Below are 17668 nucleotides of genomic sequence, written 5' to 3' on the forward strand. Positions count from 1 at the left end.
CGTAGTGCTGGATACTGCGGGCAGCCGCCCCCGGTGACCGGTGCCGGACGCGGTGAGCTGGAGGGGACGGTTCGCGTGAGCGAGATACCAGCGAAGGCCACGGAGTCCGAGGACCCGTCGGACGGCGCGAGGGCGGGGGCCGCGAACGGCGGTGCCACCGACGAGATGGCGCCACCCGCGGACGCGATGTGGCAGAGCAGCCCGCCCGGCTCCATCTACGACTACATCAAAGTCGCGTCCTTCTCCATCGGTCCCGACGGTCATGTCGACCAGTGGAGCCTGCGCGCCGAGCAGTTGTTCGGCATCCCCGCCGAGCAGGCGGTCGGCATGGATCCCATCGAGGCGTTCATCGACCCCGACCAACGGGAACAGGGCCAGCGCAAGATGGCCGAGATCCTCGACGGCCGGGAGTGGACCGGTGTCGTCCCCTTCCGACTGCCGGCCCCGGCCGACGGCGGGACCGTCGTACGCCCCGAACGCGGCCCGAGCGGACTCGCCGAGGTGTACGTCATGCCGACCCGCACCGCCGAGGGCGACAAGGCCGCCGTCTGCATCGTCGTCGACGTGCGCATCCTGCGGAGGATGGAGACCGACCTCGCCGCATCCCAGGCGATTTTCGGCCAATCCCCGTTCGGCTTCCTGCTCATCGACACCGACCTGCGGGTGCGCCGCGCCAACGAGCGCTTCGCCTCCATCTTCGGCGGCAAACCCGACGACCACCGCGGCAGGGGCGTGCACGACTACCTGCCCCGGGCCGAGGCCGACCGGGTGACGGCGACCCTGCGCCGGGTGCTGGAGAACGGCGAGTCCATCACGGACATGCACGTCACCGGCTTCGTCCCCGGCTCCGACGAACGCCGGCACTGGTCCATCAACCTCTACCGCGTGCACAGCGGCAGCGGCCGCCCCATCGGCATCGCCTGGCTCGGAACCGACATCACCGCCCGCCGCGCCGCCGCCCGCGAGGCCGCCGCCGCACGGCGCAATCTCGCCCTGCTCAACGAGGCGGGCGCCCGCATCGGCAACTCCCTCGACCTGGAGACCACCGCCCGCGAACTCCTCGACGTCGTCGTCCCCGGCTTCTGCGACCTCGCCACCGTCGACCTCTACCAGGGTCTGCTGGCCGGCGACGAGACCCCGTCCGGCCTCGCCGACGGCAGCGCCGAACTGCGCCGCGTCGCCTTCGCCAGCGCCGTCTCCGGAGCCCCACTGACCGCCGGCACCGGCGAGCCCGTCGAGGTCGGTGCCGTCCACCACTTCCCCTTCAACTCCCGGTGCGCCGACGCCCTGCGCACCGCCCGCCCGCAGATCGTGGCCGGCGAGGAGGGCGGCCTGGTGCACTCCACGCTGGCCGTCCCGATGGTCGCCCACGACACCGTCGTGGGCCTCGCGCAGTTCGCCCGGACCAAGGGCAGCGAGCCGTTCGGCGACCGCGACCGCGCCCTCGCCGTCGAACTCGCCGCCCGCGCCGCCGTCTGCATCGACAACGCCCGCCTCTACCGGCGCGAACACGAACGCGCGCTCATACTGCAGCGCTCCCTGCTCCCGCCCGGCGACCCGGAGGCCTCCGGACTGGACATCGCCTGCCGTTATCTGCCCGGCAACGCGGCCACCGGCCGGCCCAGCGAGGTCGGCGGCGACTGGTTCGACGTCATCGAACTCCCCGGCCACCGCACCGCACTGGTCGTCGGCGACGTCATGGGCCGCGGCCTGCGCGCCGCCGTGGCCATGGGTGAACTGCGCACCGCCGTCCGCACCCTGGCTCTGCTCGACCTCGAACCGGCCGAAGTGCTCTCCCAGTTGGACGAGATCGCGCGCGGCCTCGGCGCGCCCGGAGGCGTCCAGCAGGCCACCCGCGCCGCCCGCCGCCCCCGCGAGGCCGACCTCTCCGAGGTCTATCTCGCCACCTGTATCTACGCCGTCTACGACTCCGTCACCCGGCGCTGCACCTTCGCCAACGCGGGCCACCTCCCGCCGGTCCTGGTGGAACCCGGTGAGCCCGCGCTGATGCTGGACGTGCCGCCCGGCATGCCGCTCGGTGTCGGCGGGGAGCCCTTCGAGGAGGTCGAGGTCGAACTCCCCGAGGGCGCCCTGCTGGCCCTCTACACCGACGGCCTGGTCGAGTCCCGCGACCACCCGCTCGACGAGGGCCTCCAGGCCTTCGTGGGGGCGCTCACGGACCCGGGCCGTCCCCTGGAGGACGTCTGCGACCACGTCCTCAACACGCTCGGCAGCCACCACGGCGAGGACGACATCGCGCTGCTGATGGCCCGCGTCCAGGGCCTGCCGGCCGAGTCCGTCGGTGACTGGACCCTGCCCCGCGAGCCGCGCAGCGTGGGCCGCGCCCGCGAGAACGCCCGCGCCCAACTGCTCGCCTGGGACCTGGAACCCCTGGTCGACACTACCGAACTCCTCGTCAGCGAACTGGTCACCAACGCCCTGCGCTACGGCGAGGGGGAGATCAGGCTCCGGCTGCTGCTGGACCGCACGCTGGTGTGCGAGGTGTGGGACTCCGGGCTCGTCCAGCCGCGCCGCCGCCGCGCCCGCGACACCGACGAGGGCGGCCGGGGCCTGCAACTCGTCGGCCTGCTCAGCGCCGCCTGGGGCTCCCGGCGGACCCCGCGCGGCAAGACGGTCTGGTTCGAACTCCCGCTCCCGGACGGCGAGAACACCCTCGCCGACCCGGCGGAGGCGCTGCTGAGCCTGTTCTGACGGTTCGGGTACGTTCTGGAGGGCGCCGACGGAAGTGCTGAAGGCACCGGCGGGGGAGGTGAGGGTGACCCCGGCCGAGGCCTTCGAGTCGCGGACTCGTGCCGCCACGGCCGGCCGGCGGCGGCTCGGCGACCGGCCCAGGACCCGGTCCCCGGCCGAGACGCTCTTCAGGTCACGACACAGGATCGGCGGCCCGCCCCCTGGCACAGTGACGGCCACAGTGACGTGAGGGGTGTGGAGAAGACGCGCGACTCCCGCCCAGCAGGGGGTACGGCGTACACGGCTTGCCGCGCCCGGGACACGCTGGGCAACGCACAGCGACCGGACCTTTGTGACCAGCGTCGGCTCAGGGACGGACGACGACCTTCTCAAGCAGGTCTCGAAGGACGCGCTGCTGCTCAGGGTCCAGGCCGTCCAGGGGTGAGTCCTGGGAGAGGACGTCGAGGACCTGTTCGCGGCGGGAAGTGCCCTCCGCGGTGAGGACGAGTTGCTTGGCGCGGCGGTCGGTGGGGTGCGCGCGTCGTTGGACCAGACCCTGCTTTTCGAGCTTGTCGATGACAAAAGTGGTGTTGGAGGGCTCGCACCCCATGCGCTCGGCGAGCTCGCGCATGGTCATCGGACCGGTCATCTCCCGGAGCGCGGTGACCTGGGGCACGGTGAGGCCCAGGGTGACGGCGCGCACGCGCACATGATCGTCGATCTGCTGAGCCAGCCCCTTCACGAGGCCACACACCCTTCGCTCAGCAACGGCCTGCGGCTCCGGGGACTTCGTCATGCGTACCACTCTACCAAATGCATCAAGTTAGAATTCTTCAAGCTTGCATTGTTCTAGTTTGATGCTTACGGTTGCGTCGTCTCGTCCGAGCGACACGAGGACGATCGGGCACCGAAGAAGGAGAGGGACCATGGCGTATCCCACGGCTGACCTGGGTGAGCGGCTGAAGAGGCCGGCGGGTGTCCGCTCGGTACGGCTGGGCGACCTGCGGGTGACGTACGTACCGGACGGCGTGGCGCGGCTCAGGCCGCGCGACTTGCTTCCCGACAGCACGAGCGAGGTGTGGGGCGCTCGGCCGGAGTTCCTGGACGAGTCCGGCAACCTGGTGGTGAGCATCGGTGGCCTTCTGGTGGAGAACGGCGACCGGGCACTGTTGATCGACGTGGGGATCGGGCCGTACGACGCGCACGCCTCGGACGGTCCGGTCGCCACGATGCACGGGGGTGCTCTTCTGGACAGCCTGGCCGTCCTCGGCCGCAGGCCCGAGGACATCGAGGCGGTGGCCTTCACCCACCTGCACCAGGACCACATCGGCTGGGCCTGGAATCCCGCCCCGGACGGTGACCGGCCTGCATTCGCCCATGCCGACTATCTGATCTCCGAACCGGAATGGGCCCAGCGCGGTGTGTTGGAGGCGCAGGGCATGAGCAGGGAGATGGCTGGACTGGCGCCGCGCGTCCGCACCGTGTCGGACGGGCGGGAGATCTTCCCGGGAGTACGGATGCGGATCGGAGCCGGACACACGCCCGGACATGCCGAGTACGTCATCACATCGGGCGGGCAGCGGATGGTCGCCTTCGGGGACGCCATGCTCTCACCGATCCAGGTCGAGCACCCCGAATGGTCCTTGGCCTTCGACGGCGACCCCGTCCCGGCAGCGGACTATCGCCGCCGTCTCGTCGCCGCGTTGGAAGAGCCCGGCACGATCGGCTTCGGCATCCACTTCGCGGACGCGGTGTTCGGACGGGTCCGGCGGGACGGCGATGGCCCTGCCTGGCGTCTCCTGGACGCCTGACCGTCGGCGACGACCGGTCGCAGGCCCTGCTCCGACGTGGCGGCGGCCGCCACCCGCGCCGCAGCTCTCGGACTCTCGGGCGCGCATCAGGGCCCGCCCCTGTTGCCCGGTCCACCCCGCTCGCACGACCAGCCACTGCTCGGGGCGAATGACCGACAAGGCGATGAGTCGCGGAAGCGGCACAGCGCCCAGTGATTCGGACAGCCATTCAGATGATCAGAGAAGAGAGAAGTGCGATGAAACATATCAAGCTGGGGGAACTGGACGTCTCCCGTATCGGACTGGGCCTGGTGTCCATGTCCTACGCCTACACCGGCGCCAACACGGACGACGCCGAGTCCATCCGCGCCATCCACCGGGCCCTGGAACTGGGTGTCACGTTCCTCGACACCGCAGAGGTCTACGGCCCCTACGTCAACGAGGAACTCCTGGGCAAGGCACTGAAGGGACGCCGTGACCAGGCCGTGGTGGCGACGAAGTTCGGCATGATCTCCCACACCGGCCGGCCGTCCGGGCAACTCGACAGCAGCCCGGCCAGCATCCGGACCGCCGTGGAGGGCTCGCTCAAGCGGCTGGGCACCGACTACATCGATCTGTACTACCAGCACCGGGTCGACCCGAACACGCCCATCGAGGACACGGTCGGGGCGCTGGCCGAACTGGTCGAAGGGGGCAAGGTCCGCCACATCGGTCTGTCGGAGGCCGGGCTGGAGACGATTCGCCGTGCCCACGCCGTGCACCCCATCGCTGCCGTCCAGTCGGAGTACTCGCTGTGGGCCCGGCAGTCGGAGGCACGAGTGCTGCCTCTGCTGCGTGAACTGAACATAGGCTTTGTGCCCTATTCGCCTCTGGGACGCGGCTTTCTCACCGGGCAGATCCGCTCCACCAGCGGCTTCGACGACACGGACTTGCGTAAGAACAATCCTCGCTTCAGCGGCGAGAACTTCCAGCGCAACCTCCGCATCGCCGACGAGATCCAAGTCATCGCCGCCGAGGCGGGAGCCACTCCGGCGCAGATCGCTCTCGCCTGGCTGCTCACCCGGGGGGACGACATCGCACCCATCCCCGGTACCAAGCGTGCGGTCCGCGTCGAGGAGAACACGGCCGCCGATGCCGTGGAACTCACCACGGAACAGATCGAGAAGCTCGACAACCTCCCCCCCGCCGTCGGCGCCACCCACGACGAAGCGCAGATGCGCATGATGGAGCGGTGACCGAAGCCACCAGGCATCGAGGGACCGGTGGCGGTCTCTTTGCTTCCCGGCGCTGTCCCTGCGGGCGCCGGCCGGCGCCGGCCTCGCTCATCCGGGCGCCGCACGTTCGGAGGGCCCGCTCGCCGCGCTTTTGATCGAGTGGCTGCCACGCCTGCTGTGCCGGCGCAGGCGAGCTCCGGCGAGCGAGGCACCGGCGGCAAGGATCCGGCCGGAAGGGCCGTGATGGCTGCTCACCCTCTGCTGATCGTCGCGCGCCTGACCGGTGTGCCGGTCGCACTGGGGCCGACGCCTACTACCTGCGCACGACTCCGGCACTTCTCTCGTATCCGAGGCTCCGCCCGGGTCCGGTGACCGCCTTCAAAAGCACAGATTCATCGGAGACTTCAGTGAAACTCGGACTTCGTCCGTCAAAGAACACGCAAGCCGGACCCATGTCAGGTGCTCAGGTCCTCGCTCCCGCCCTTTCCGGCCGACCGCGCTCGGGCGTCTTCGGCTCGCCACCGGCGAGGCCCGGCTTGTTGCTCGCCGTGATTCTGGCCGGCGAGTTCATGGCTTCGCTCGACGTGACCATCGTGAACGTGGCGACAGCGACCATCCAGAGGGACCTGCACGCCTCGGGTGCCGGACTGCAGATGGTGGTCGCTGGATATGTCGTTGCCTACGCGGTTCTCCTGATCACGGGCGCCCGCTTGGGGCAGCGGCATGGCTATGGCCGGGCCTTCCAGCTCGGACTGGCCGGATTCACCTTGTTCTCGCTGGCCTGTGGTCTCGCGCCGGACACCGGTAGCCTCATCGGCTTCCGGATGGCACAGGGCCTCAGCGCGGCTGTCATGGTGCCGCAGGTGATGTCCCTGATCCAGCAGACCTTCACCGGCACTTCCCGAGCGCGGGCGCTGAGCATGTACACCGCCGTGATCGCGGCGGGCACCGTGCTCGGGCAGTTGCTCGGCGGGCTGCTGGTCAGCGCCGACATCGCCGGCAGCGGCTGGCGACCCGTCTTCCTGGTCAACGTGCCCATCGGCGTCGCCCTGCTGATCGCCGGCCGGCGCCTGGTCCCGGCCACGGGGGGCAACCGTGACCGGGAGCTGGACATGCGAGGGCTATTGATGCTCGCGGCGGCGATAGGCCTGTTCGTGGTGCCGCTGGTGCTCGGCCACGAGGTGGGCTGGCCCGCCTGGACCTGGGCATCGCTGATCGCCGGCGTGCTGGCACTCGCCGCTTTCGTGCAGGTGGAACGGCAGGTCGCGAAGGGCGGTGGGAGTCCGCTGATTCCCACCCGGGTACTGCGATCCCAGGGGCTGGTCCCTGCCGCTGCCGCGCTCTTCCTGCAATGGGCCTCATTCTCCGGTTTCACGTTCGCCTTCGCTCTGCACATGCAGGAGGGGCTGGGTTACAGCGCGACGCGCAGTGGGCTGTTCTCCCTCTTCACCGTCGGCTTCGGTGTCGCCGGCCTCACCTGGCATCGACTGCCGCGCACGCTGCACCGACCCCTGCCGACGCTGGCCCTGGTCGTCATCGGACTCACCTATGTCGCGGCGGGGCTGATCCTGCGCAGCGGTCACGATGTGGGGGTGGCGGCATTCCTGGTGCTGGTACTGCTCGCCCTGGCCTGCGGATGCACCTACAGTCCGCTGTTCACCCGAGGACTGAGCGGGGTGAAGGCCGCGGACGCCGCGGACGCCAGCGGCGTCATGATCACGATCATTCAGCTCGGCCAGGTGGTGGGTATCTCGCTGCCCGGCACGCTGTTCCTCAGCCGGGTGACCTTCCCGGCGCCGCCAGTCGATTCGGGGCACGCCCTGGCTGTCACGGGGCTCGCCGTGGGGGTGGCCGCCATGGTGGGTGCGGGTTTCGCCCACCGTACCCGGACGGCAGAGGCGGGATGACCAGGAGCTCCCGTGCGAATCCGACCGGATCGGGGAGCGGAGTCGGGTGCGGGCGACTGCCAGGGCGCGGGAGGGCGTTGCCGCGATGCGGGTCCCCGGGCGAGCTCGAGCGTGGGTGAGCTCCTCCTCGGTGTCCCCTCGGACGATCGTTGTCGAAGTCCTTGCCTGAGTGACGTGTTCGCCGTGGATTCCGCCCTCGCCGTCGCCCCCACGGTCCCACCGCGGTCGCCGCCGCCTGCTTCGGCATTCCGGCCGTGGCGCCAGTACCGGCAGCCGACAGGCGCGCTCGACTGCGGACCATCCCCCGTCTGGCGCGCGCTCCGCTCTGTCCGGCCGGACCGACGCGCGTCACGTCGCGTCACCGGACGAGTGACGTCACGGAACGTCAGGAGAAAGTGGCGGCGTGCCGCGTCCGCGTGCCGGGGCCGCCGAAGTCGAACGGGATGCCGGGCGGGGAGAGCGTGGGCTGCAGGAGTCCGCCGAGCATGGCTCCCACGACGCCGGGCATGGGGCGGTCCGCTTCGGGATACGGGTTGCCGTGCGTACGGACGTCCTGCTCGGCGAGGTCACGGGCGCGCCGGGCCAGTGAGTCGGCGGCCTCGGGATGCAAGTCCAGGAGGCGCCGCGCCTCCGCGAGGTGGGTGCGGGCGGCGACCCCGACGGCGGCCCGGTGCGTGACGACGAAGTCCGCGGCGCCCGCGGTGGCGCTGCGCGCCACGAGCCGTGCGGCGGCCGAGAGCACCCCGGGCCGCCCGCCGCCCACCGGCACCGGCGCGACCGCCCGGACGATCCGCCGCAGGGCGTCCAGCGGATCGTACGGCCCCGCGACCAGCTCCTCCCGCACACCGGCCAGCACCCGGTCGGCGTTCCCGAGCCGGGCCCGCAACTCCCCGACGGGAAGGTCGACGGGAACCACCTCGGAGGCCCCCGCCGAGACCCCCGGTGCCGTCGGCGTCCGCGGCGCCTCGTACACCCCCGCACCCGCACCGCCGGCGTCCCCCGGCACGACGGCCGGAGCCCTGTCGGAGGCCGGCGGCACCGCGGCACCGGCCGGCCCGGCGGAGGCAGGACTTCCGGCGGCACCCGGGTCCCACACGGTGCCGGGCGGGCCGACGGCCACCGGCTTCCCGGGCGCCGCCTCCGGCGCCGGTGCCGTCACCGTCGTGCGGCCCGTACCCCCGCCCAACCGGTCGGCGCCGGCCTCGGTGCCGGGCCGGAACCGTGTGAGGTGGGCCTCCGCGCCCGTCAGCGCCGCCGGTACGAGGCGGGCGGCGGACGACAGTTCCGTGGCGAGCCGCTCCACGGCCCCGACGAGCACCCCGGCCTGGGCGACGGCCCCCTCGGCGCCTCGCAGATGCGCGACGGCGTCCGTCGGGGAGCCCAAGTCGCCTGCCTGACGCGCACGGTTGAGCCGGGACGTGGCGAACACCAGCCGGTCCTTGGCCTGTTCGACGTATCCCGTGACGGATGCGACGGCCTGCGGACCGTACCGCTCGCCGAGCGCGGCGAGCGCCGTTCCGGCCGCGGCCGTGCGCCTGGTCAGCTTCCGGAACCGCGCCTCCGCGACCTCCAGCGCCTCAGCCGCGTCCTGCCGAAGGCCGCGCAGCTCGACGAAGCCGTCGGCCGCCGCGTCCAGCAGCCGGCCCGCCTCCTCGCAGCGCCCGATCATTCCGGCCAACGCCTGCCGCCGGCCCGCGGCGTCCGCCGGGAGACCGTGGTGGTAGCGCCGGCGCATTGCGAAGGCGGCCGCCAACTCCGCCTCCGCGGCCCGTACGGCCCGGGCGAACGGGGCGACGGCCGCCGCACCGAACCGGTCCTCGGCGAAGCCGAGTTCCTCGTGGGAGGTGAGCACGCAGTCGTCGGCCAGAACGAGCGCCTCGCGGGCCCGCTCCTCCAGCGCGACGGCCGGCGACGGGCCGGGCGGCGGGGCCGGCCCGCCGCCCGCACCACCGCCGGGCGTCGTACGGGTCCTGGCCCGCCGGGTGCGCCGTACATAGCCGTATCCGGCGAGCACGACGGCCGTCCCCACGGCGACGAGCGGCAGGACGAGGTCGGAGGTCGACGACTCGTCCTGCCGTGGTGCGGGGGTGGCGGCCACGGGACCGGCCCGGGGGAGCGCAACCGCGCCACCACCGTTGATCGTCGTCACCGGAAGCACCAGCCACACGGCTCCCGCGGCGCCGCCCAGCACGGCGCGCGCCACCCGCCCGGGCCGGCGCGCGGCCGCGCGCCGGGGCGGGACCGCGCGGAGCTGGGGTGACGTCACATTTGGGAGCGTATGACCGCACGCACGGGCACGCGAGCGGGGCTGCGTCACCGGTGGGGCGGCCGAGACAGCGTGACGCGGGAGGGGACACAGGCATGGAACACGCCACCGACAGAGGACCGACTGCCGAGCCGGACACGGAGAAGACGGAGCAGAACACCGCCGAGGTGGAGACGGACAAGGCCGACGTGGTGACGGACGCGGCCGACGTGGAGCCGCGCACGAAGCAGGAGACCGGCGCCGGGCCGCAGCCTGGAACCGGCGGCCCGCAGTCGGCAACCGGCGCCGAGCCCCGGCCGGGATCCGGCGATGACCAGCAGCCGCGAAGCGACCTGGACCAGCAGCCGCGACCCGGCAAGAAGGCGGAAACCCCCGCCCGCCGTCGCCTGCGCCGGTTCCGCCGTGGCGCCCTCGTCCTGGTGCTCGCCCTGCTCCTTCCCCTGCTCGCCGCCGAGACGGCCCTACGGGTGAACTACATGGGGGATCCGGCCGACGGGGCGCACACCAGGGGGCAGGACGCGATCTGGCTGGGGCACGCCTGGGTGGACGGGCGGAAGAAGGACGCCGATGTGGCGGCGCTCGCCGAGCGGTTGCGCGGGACCGGCATCCGGGACCTGTACGTGCACGCCGGCCCGCTGGAGCACGACGGCACGCTGCCGCCCTCTGCCTACCGCAACGCGGGCCGGCTGATCGGCGCCGTCCATCGCGCGCTGCCCGGCGTGCGGGTGCAGGCCTGGCTGGGGGACGTGCTGGCCACCGAAACCCCGGACGGCATGCGGCTGGAGCGGGCGCGGACGCGTGCCGCGGTGATCACCTCGACCCGTGCGATCCTGGCCGCCGGTTTCGACGGCGTCCACTTCGACCTGGAGCCGCTGCACTCCGGCGACCGGAACTACCTCGGCCTCCTCGACGATCTGCGCGCCGTCACCCGCGCCCGGCACGCGAAGCTGTCCGTCGCCGCCCACCAGATCGACCCGCTCCCGGCGTTCCACTCCGTCTGGGGCACGCTCACCAACCACCCCAAGTGGTGGTCGCAGGCCTACTTCGGTGAGGTCGCCCGCCGCGTCGACCAGATCGCCGTGATGTCGTACGACACCATGCAGCCGCTGCAGAGCCTGTACGGCGGCTATGTCGCCCAGCAGACCTCGCTCGCCCTCGAGGTCACCCCGCCCACCACCGACCTGCTGATGGGCCTGCCCTTCTACCACGAGAACCGCTTCGGCCACTGGGCGCACGCCGAGACCGTCCCGGCCGCCGTCCGGGGCGTCCGCCTCGGGCTGTCGCGCACGGACCCGGACCGCGAACGCTTCGGCGTCGCCCTGTACGTCGACTTCGCCGCCACGGAGGACGACTGGACCGCGTACCGCGAGGGCTGGGTCCGTCCGTGAGCACGGTGGCTACGCCGGCGACGACCGCCTTCCGATCTTCGAGCCCAGCCACACCAGCGGGTCGTACTTGCGGTCCACCGTGCGTTCCTTCAGCGGGATGAGGGCGTTGTCGGTGATCTTGATGCCTTCGGGGCACACCTCGGTGCAGCACTTGGTGATGTTGCAGTAGCCGAGGCCGTGGTCGTCCTGGGCCGTGCGCTTGCGGTCCAGGCCCGTCTCGGCCGCCGCGTCCAGCGGATGCATGTCGAGCTCGGCGATCCGCATCAGGAAGCGCGGACCGGCGTACGCCTCCTTGTTCTCCTCGTGGTCGCGCACCACATGGCAGACGTCCTGGCACAGGAAGCACTCGATGCACTTGCGGAACTCCTGCGAGCGGTCCACGTCCTCCTGCATCATGCGGTACTCGCCCGGACCGACACCGGCGGGCGGCACGAAGGCGGGCACCTCGCGCGCCTTGGTGTAGTTGAAGCCGACGTCGGTCACCAGGTCCCGCGTCACCGGGAAGGTCCGCAGCGGAGTGACGGTGATCGTCTCCTCACGGGTGAAGACCGACATCCGGGTCATGCACATCAGCCGCGGGCGGCCGTTGATCTCCGCCGAGCAGGAACCGCACTTGCCGGCCTTGCAGTTCCAGCGCACCGCTAGGTCGGGCACCTGGGTGGCCTGGAGGCGGTGGATGATGTCGAGCACCACCTCGCCGTCGTTGACCTCGACCGTGAAGTCCTCGAGGCCGCCGCCCCGCGCGTCGCCCCGCCACACCTTGAAGCGGGCCTCGTAGCTGCTCATCAGTACAGCTCCTCTTCGGCGAGGTACTTGACCAGCTCCTCCTTCTCGAAGAGGGCGAGCAGGTCGGGGCGGACGGGTTCGGTGGTCTCGGACGCGAGGGAGATCTGGCCGCGGACGGGGTCCGTCGCCGCCAGGGAGCCGGTCGGGTCACTGAGCCGGCACAGCAGGTTGATCCGCCGCCAGGCGCGGTCCATCGACGGATGGTCCTCGCGGGTGTGGCCGCCGCGCGACTCGGCGCGCTCCAGTGCGGCCCGTGCCACGCACTCGCTGACCAGCAGCATGTTGCGCAGGTCGAGGGCCAGGTGCCAGCCGGGGTTGAACTGCCGGTGCCCCTCCACCCCGGCCCGGCGGGCCCGTACCCGCAGCTCGGCGAGTTTCTTCAGGGCCTGCTCCATCTCGCCCTCGCGGCGGATGATGCCGACCAGGTCGTTCATGGTCTGCTGGAGTTCCTGGTGGAGGGTGTACGGGTTCTCCGGCGGGCCGGTCACGTCCTCCGCCTCCGCGGAGAACGGCCGCAGCGCCTCGGCCGCCGCCAGGTCGACCTGGGTGTCGGCCACGGACGGCCGGTCCTGGGCCAGCCCCTGCGCGTACTCGGCCGCGTGCCAGCCCGCCCGGCGGCCGAAGACCAGCAGGTCCGAGAGCGAGTTGCCGCCGAGGCGGTTGGAGCCGTGCATGCCGCCGGCCACCTCGCCCGCCGCGAACAGGCCCGGCACCCCGCGCGCCGCCGCCGTGTCGGAGTCGACCGCGATGCCGCCCATCACGTAGTGGCAGGTCGGCCCGACCTCCATCGGCTCCGCCGTGATGTCGACGTCGGCCAGCTCCTTGAACTGGTGGTACATGGACGGCAGCCGGCGGCGCACGACCTCGGCCGGCATGCGGGTGGAGACGTCCAGGAACACCCCGCCGTGCGGGGAGCCGCGGCCCTCCTTCACCTCCGCGTTGATGGCGCGGGCCACCTCGTCGCGGGGGAGCAGTTCCGGCGGGCGCCGGTTGTGGTCGGGGTCCTCGTACCAGCGGTCGGCCTCGTCCTCCGTCTCGGCGTACTTCTCCTTGAAGACGTCGGGGACGTAGTCGAACATGAACCGCTTGCCCTCGGAGTTGCGCAGCACCCCGCCGTCGCCGCGCACCGACTCGGTGACGAGGATGCCCTTCACCGACGGCGGCCAGATCATGCCGGTGGGGTGGAACTGCACGAACTCCATGTTCAGCAGCGGGGCCCCGGCCAGCAGCGCCAGCGCGTGCCCGTCGCCGGTGTACTCCCACGAGTTCGACGTGACCTTGAACGACTTGCCGATGCCGCCGGTCGCGATCACGACCGAGGGCGCCTGGAGCACGAAGAAACGGCCCGTCTCGCGTTCGTAGGCGAAGACCCCGCTCACCCTCCCCCGGCCTTCGGCCGGGGGGACCCCCATCTCGCTTCGCTCGCCGTCCTTGAGGATCCGGGTGACGGTGCACTCCTGGAAGACCTTCAGCCGGGACTCGTAGTCCCCGGTCTCCCGGTGGTCCTCCTGCTGGAGCGAGACGATCTTCTGCTGGAGCGTGCGGATCAGCTCCAGGCCGGTGCGGTCGCCGACGTGCGCCAGGCGCGGGTACTCGTGGCCGCCGAAGTTGCGCTGCGAGATCTTCCCGTCCTTCGTGCGGTCGAACAGCGCGCCCCAGGTCTCCAGTTCCCACACCCGGTCCGGCGCTTCCTTGGCGTGCAGTTCGGCCATGCGCCACTGGTTGAGGAACTTGCCGCCGCGCATGGTGTCGCGGAAGTGCACCTGCCAGTTGTCGTGCTCGTTGACGTTGCCCATCGCCGCCGCGATGCCGCCCTCGGCCATCACGGTGTGCGCCTTGCCGAACAGCGACTTGCAGATCACCGCCGTACGGGCACCGCGCTCGCGGGCCTCGATGGCGGCGCGCAGTCCGGCGCCTCCGGCACCGACCACGACGACGTCCCACTCCTGCCGGTCGACCACGGACATCAGTCAGTTCCTCACTGGGTCTCTAGAAGAAGCGCGGATCGTCGAAGGCGCCCGAGGCGACCAGATAGACGTAGAAGTCGGCGAGCGCCACGCTCACCAGCGACGCCCAGGCCAGCAGCATGTGCCGGGCGTTGAGCCGGCCGACGAACTGCCAGGCCCGGTAACGCACGGGATGCTTCGAGAAGTGTTTGAGCTTGCCGCCGACGATGTGCCGGCAGGAGTGGCAGGAGATCGTGTACGCCCAGATCAGCGCGATGTTGACCAGGAAGACGACCGTGCCCAGGCCCATGTGGCCCCAGCGGTACTGCTCGTCCCGGAAGGCCAGCACGGTGTCGTAGGTCAGCACGCCTGCCACCAGCAGCGCCGCGTAGAAGAAGTACCGGTGGACGTTCTGGAGGATCAGCGGGAAGCGCGTCTCACCGGTGTACTTCCGGTGCGGTTCGGCGACCGCGCAGGCCGGCGGGGACGCCCAGAAGCTGCGGTAGTACGCCTTGCGGTAGTAGTAGCAGGTCAGGCGGAAGCCCAGCGGGAAGATCAGGATGATGATCGCCGGAGAGATCGCCCACCAGCTGCCGAAGAGGTCGGCGTTCGGGCCCATGCGCATGGTCCGGCAGTTCTCCGCCAGGCAGGGCGAGTAGAACGGCGAGACGTACGGGGCCGCGTAGTAGTGGGCGTTGGCGAAGGCCCGCCATGTCGAGTACACGACGAAGGCGAACAGGCCGGCCGCGGTGACGGCGGGCGCCAGCCACCAGCGGTCGGTCCGCAGGTGCGGCGCGGTGATCGCGGCGCGCGCCGGGGCGCGGACGCCGCCGCCGGCCGGTCGGGTCGGGGGAGGGGTGTCGGTACCGGGAGGTTCCGTACCAGTGGCCACGTAAGGACTCCGGTCGGGTCAGGGGGCGTGGCGGTCGCGGGCGCCGAGTCCCTCGTCGTCCGAGTCCGTCCACAGGGACATGTCGTAGGGCGTGTCGGGGATGGTGACGAGGGGGCGGCGCTCGGCCGTGGCGGGACCCTGGGAGGCCTCGCGCAGCAGGGCGACGCTCTCCCGCAGGTGATCGGCGTCGGTGCGGACGCGGCGCATCTCCAGGGAGCCGCGCAGGTGCTGCTCCAGCCGGCCCACCGACCGCAGCAGTTCGTCGAGACTGCGCTGGACCGACGCCAGGTCGTCGTGCACGGACATGACGTGACCTCACTTCCATTGGGCTGTCGAGCCCTAGGCGGCAACGTTCATGCGCCTGCGAGTGTTGCGCGTCACACCTGTCGGTGGGAAGGCATGTGCAGCGATTGGCGGATCGCACATCCCTGCGCACGCCAACCCGCGCACCCGCACGCGCTGTATGCGCGCCGGAGGCGCGCTGCTCCGCACGGGTGACCTTGAAGGCCTCCGCCGTCGTGTCGCCTCCGGCAGACGAACCCTTTCCTCTTCAGTGGGGCCATAGATCTGATCAGCACCAAAATACAGCCATATGTGAACAATCCCTGCATATGTCCCTACCGTGTCGCCACCCGTGTCCACGGCGGGAGCGGCTCACCGGAGGTAGTACAGATGTCGTACGACGGTGTCGGGCCGCGCGCGGTGACGCGCTCGGTGGCCTTCCTGACCGCAGGCGTCCTCGCGGTGCCCCTGCTGGCCGGCTGCGGCTCCGACGACGAGGACAGCAAGCCGCTGGCCAAGCAGGACATCGCGGCCGTCGGCCGCGCCCAGGTCGCCGACGGCGGCACCCTGCGCTGGGCCGTGGACGCGATGCCGCAGACCCTGAACACCTTCCAGGCCGACGCCGACGCGAGCACCACCCGGATCGCCCAGGCCGTGCTGCCCGCCATGTTCCGCATCGACGCGAACGGGCGCCCCCAGCGCGACGCCGACTACCTCGACTCCGCCAAGGTGGTCGACACCGAACCCAAACAGGTCGTCGTCTACAAGCTGAACCAGCGGGCGGTCTGGAGCGACGGCCGCGAGATCGGCGCCGACGACTTCGCCGCCCAGTGGCGCGCCCTGTCCGGCAAGGACTCCGCCTACTGGACCGCCCGCAACGCCGGCTACGACCGGATCGAGAAGGTCGAGCGCGGCGCCAACGACCTGGAGGTCAGGGTCACCTTCGCCCGCCCCTACGCGGACTGGAGGTCGCTGTTCTCCCCGCTGTACCCCAAGGACGTCACCGCCACCGCGAACTCCTTCAACGACGGCGCCCGAAAGCAGCTCAAGGTCAGCGCGGGCCCGTTCGCCGTACAGAAGATCGACACCAAGAACAAGGACGTCGTCCTCACCCGCAACCCGCGCTGGTGGGGCCACCGGGCCAAACTGAACGAGATCGTGCTGCACGAGGTGCCCCGCGACAAGCGGGCCGCCGCGCTCGCCGACGGCACCGTGGACGTGGCCGACATCGACCCCGGCGACGCCCTGGGCACCACCCTGAAACAGCAGCAGGCCGTCGTGGTGCGCAAGTCCCTGGCGCCCGCCTTCACCCAGCTCGCCCTCAACGGCGCCGACGGGCCCCTCGCCGACGAGCGGGTCCGGCACGCGGTGGCCCACGCCCTCGACCGCGAGAAACTCGCCGAGACCGTCCTGAAGCCGCTCAGCCTGCCCGCGGTTCCGGTCGGCAGCCACCTCGCGCTGTCCGGGCAGGAGGACTACGCCGACAACAGCGACGCGCTCGGCGGGCAGGACACCGAGCAGGCCAAGGCACTGCTCGCGGACGCGGGCTGGGTGCCCGGCGCCGCGAAGGAACAGAAGAAGGGGGAGAAGGCCGCCGGCGCCGAGGGCGAGAAGGCCGCACCCGGGCCGGGCAAGTCCCCCGGCGACGACAAGGGCGACGACAGCACGTACATCGTCGGCGTCGACGACCACAAGCCGGACGACGCGCAGGACAAGCAGGACCGGGAGGACAAGGAGAAGGCCCGCGGCGCGGACGGTCGCGGCACCCCGCAGCTCGCCCAGGACGGCCGGCAGTACCCGCAGGAACACCCGCAGCAGGGAGCCGCCGGCGCCTACGCCCCCAGGGGCACGGCCGCGCCCGCCGGCGCCGCGGCCGCGCCGCGGGTCGCCAAGAACGGCAAGCCGCTCACGCTGCGCTTCGTGCTGCCCTCGGGCCCCGGCTCCGACACCCTGAGCAAGGTCGCCGACCGGATCACGACCATGCTCGGCGCGGTCGGCATCGCCACCGAGATCACCAAGGTCCCCGACGACAGCTACTTCCGCGATCACATCGCCGCCGGACAGTACGACCTCGCCCTGTACTCCTGGCCCAGCTCCGCCTACCCCGCCACCGACGCCCGCCCGGTCTACGCCAAGCCCGTCCCGGCCGCCGACGGCTCCCTGAACGTCCAGCAGAACTACACCCGCGTCGGCACCGACCAGGTCGACCAGCTCTTCGCCCAGGCCATCGCCACCCTGGACGAGGGCGAGGAGAAGGACCTGGTCCGCAAGGCCGACGCCCGGATCTGGGCCACCGCCGGCTCCATCCCGCTCTACCAGCGGCCCCAGCTCGTCGCCACCCGCCGCACCCTCGTCAACGTCGGCGCCTTCGGTTTCCAGACACCGGTGTACGAGGACATGGGCTTCCTGAAGAAGGGGGCGAAGCTCTCGCCCAGCCCGTCGTCCTGAGGTCCTCGCGGGGCCGCTGCTTCAGCGGCCCCGTACCATGGGGTGAGGCCGTGGCGTG

General features: G+C 71.5%; 12 protein-coding genes. 6 read left to right on the forward strand and 6 right to left on the reverse strand.

Annotation, left to right across the window (positions count from 1 at the left end; translation table 11 throughout):
- Nucleotides 1-75: 75 nt before the first annotated feature.
- Nucleotides 76-2712, forward strand: a complete 2637-nt coding sequence (locus ACWDUZ_RS03545) for a SpoIIE family protein phosphatase (RefSeq protein WP_451630093.1) — start codon at nt 76-78, stop codon at nt 2710-2712.
- Between the two features lie 346 nt (nt 2713-3058).
- Here the strand turns inward: ACWDUZ_RS03545 and ACWDUZ_RS03550 are convergent, their stop codons facing one another.
- Entirely contained in the window at nt 3059-3487 is a 429-nt protein-coding gene (locus ACWDUZ_RS03550) for a MarR family winged helix-turn-helix transcriptional regulator (protein WP_451630094.1), read from the reverse strand.
- A gap of 130 nt (nt 3488-3617) precedes the next feature.
- Here ACWDUZ_RS03550 and ACWDUZ_RS03555 point away from each other — a divergent pair, with 130 nt between their 5' ends.
- The 3 genes from ACWDUZ_RS03555 (at nt 3618) to ACWDUZ_RS03565 (ending at nt 7602) form a co-directional block, all read left to right on the forward strand.
- Nucleotides 3618-4502, forward strand: a complete 885-nt coding sequence (locus ACWDUZ_RS03555; RefSeq protein WP_451630095.1) for an MBL fold metallo-hydrolase — start codon at nt 3618-3620, stop codon at nt 4500-4502.
- Between the two features lie 236 nt (nt 4503-4738).
- Nucleotides 4739-5716, forward strand: a complete 978-nt coding sequence (locus tag ACWDUZ_RS03560) for an aldo/keto reductase (RefSeq protein WP_451630096.1) — start codon at nt 4739-4741, stop codon at nt 5714-5716.
- Between the two features lie 515 nt (nt 5717-6231).
- The gene (locus ACWDUZ_RS03565) at nt 6232-7602 is read left to right on the forward strand and encodes an MFS transporter (protein ID WP_451630097.1); all 1371 of its coding nucleotides are present in this window, start codon (nt 6232-6234) and stop codon (nt 7600-7602) included.
- Nucleotides 7603-7987: 385 nt separating this feature from the next.
- Here ACWDUZ_RS03565 and ACWDUZ_RS03570 read toward each other — a convergent pair whose 3' ends face one another.
- Nucleotides 7988-9868, reverse strand: coding sequence for a hypothetical protein (locus tag ACWDUZ_RS03570; protein ID WP_451630098.1), 1881 nt, complete (start codon nt 9866-9868; stop codon nt 7988-7990).
- Between the two features lie 95 nt (nt 9869-9963).
- Between ACWDUZ_RS03570 and ACWDUZ_RS03575 the strand changes: the two genes are divergently transcribed.
- Nucleotides 9964-11256 carry a hypothetical protein gene (locus ACWDUZ_RS03575; protein WP_451630099.1) on the forward strand — a complete coding sequence of 431 codons (1293 nt, stop codon included), beginning with the start codon at nt 9964-9966 and terminating at the stop codon, nt 11254-11256.
- A gap of 9 nt (nt 11257-11265) precedes the next feature.
- On the opposite strand, the gene ACWDUZ_RS03580 is transcribed toward ACWDUZ_RS03575, so the two are convergent.
- The 4 genes from ACWDUZ_RS03580 to ACWDUZ_RS03595 are packed head-to-tail and all read right to left on the reverse strand — an operon-like array spanning nt 11266 to nt 15186.
- Nucleotides 11266-12042 carry a succinate dehydrogenase/fumarate reductase iron-sulfur subunit gene (locus ACWDUZ_RS03580; protein ID WP_451630100.1) on the reverse strand — a complete coding sequence of 259 codons (777 nt, stop codon included), beginning with the start codon at nt 12040-12042 and terminating at the stop codon, nt 11266-11268.
- On the reverse strand, nt 12042-14009 hold the full coding sequence (locus ACWDUZ_RS03585) for a fumarate reductase/succinate dehydrogenase flavoprotein subunit (RefSeq protein ID WP_451630101.1): 1968 nt from the start codon (nt 14007-14009) through the stop codon (nt 12042-12044). Before ACWDUZ_RS03585 ends, ACWDUZ_RS03580 begins: the two co-directional genes overlap by 1 nt.
- A gap of 22 nt (nt 14010-14031) precedes the next feature.
- Nucleotides 14032-14880: a hypothetical protein gene (locus ACWDUZ_RS03590; protein WP_451630102.1), complete on the reverse strand. Its 849-nt coding sequence runs from the start codon at nt 14878-14880 to the stop codon at nt 14032-14034.
- A gap of 18 nt (nt 14881-14898) precedes the next feature.
- Complete coding sequence (locus ACWDUZ_RS03595) at nt 14899-15186, reverse strand: hypothetical protein (protein WP_451630103.1); 288 nt, start codon at nt 15184-15186, stop codon at nt 14899-14901.
- Between the two features lie 366 nt (nt 15187-15552).
- Here ACWDUZ_RS03595 and ACWDUZ_RS03600 point away from each other — a divergent pair, with 366 nt between their 5' ends.
- On the forward strand, nt 15553-17610 hold the full coding sequence (locus tag ACWDUZ_RS03600) for an ABC transporter family substrate-binding protein (RefSeq protein WP_451630104.1): 2058 nt from the start codon (nt 15553-15555) through the stop codon (nt 17608-17610).
- Nucleotides 17611-17668: the final 58 nt, after the last annotated feature.

Source organism: Streptomyces sp. NPDC003393, from assembly GCF_053589015.1.

Coding starts and splice junctions, on each gene's coding strand:
- ACWDUZ_RS03585 (WP_451630101.1), bottom strand. CDS start 14,009: ATGTCCGTGGTCGACCGGCAGGAGTGGGACGTCGTCGTGGTCGGTGCC.
- ACWDUZ_RS03600 (WP_451630104.1), top strand. CDS start 15,553: ATGTCGTACGACGGTGTCGGGCCGCGCGCGGTGACGCGCTCGGTGGCC.
- ACWDUZ_RS03550 (WP_451630094.1), bottom strand. CDS start 3,487: ATGACGAAGTCCCCGGAGCCGCAGGCCGTTGCTGAGCGAAGGGTGTGT.
- ACWDUZ_RS03580 (WP_451630100.1), bottom strand. CDS start 12,042: ATGAGCAGCTACGAGGCCCGCTTCAAGGTGTGGCGGGGCGACGCGCGG.
- ACWDUZ_RS03595 (WP_451630103.1), bottom strand. CDS start 15,186: ATGTCCGTGCACGACGACCTGGCGTCGGTCCAGCGCAGTCTCGACGAA.
- ACWDUZ_RS03555 (WP_451630095.1), top strand. CDS start 3,618: ATGGCGTATCCCACGGCTGACCTGGGTGAGCGGCTGAAGAGGCCGGCG.
- ACWDUZ_RS03575 (WP_451630099.1), top strand. CDS start 9,964: ATGGAACACGCCACCGACAGAGGACCGACTGCCGAGCCGGACACGGAG.
- ACWDUZ_RS03560 (WP_451630096.1), top strand. CDS start 4,739: ATGAAACATATCAAGCTGGGGGAACTGGACGTCTCCCGTATCGGACTG.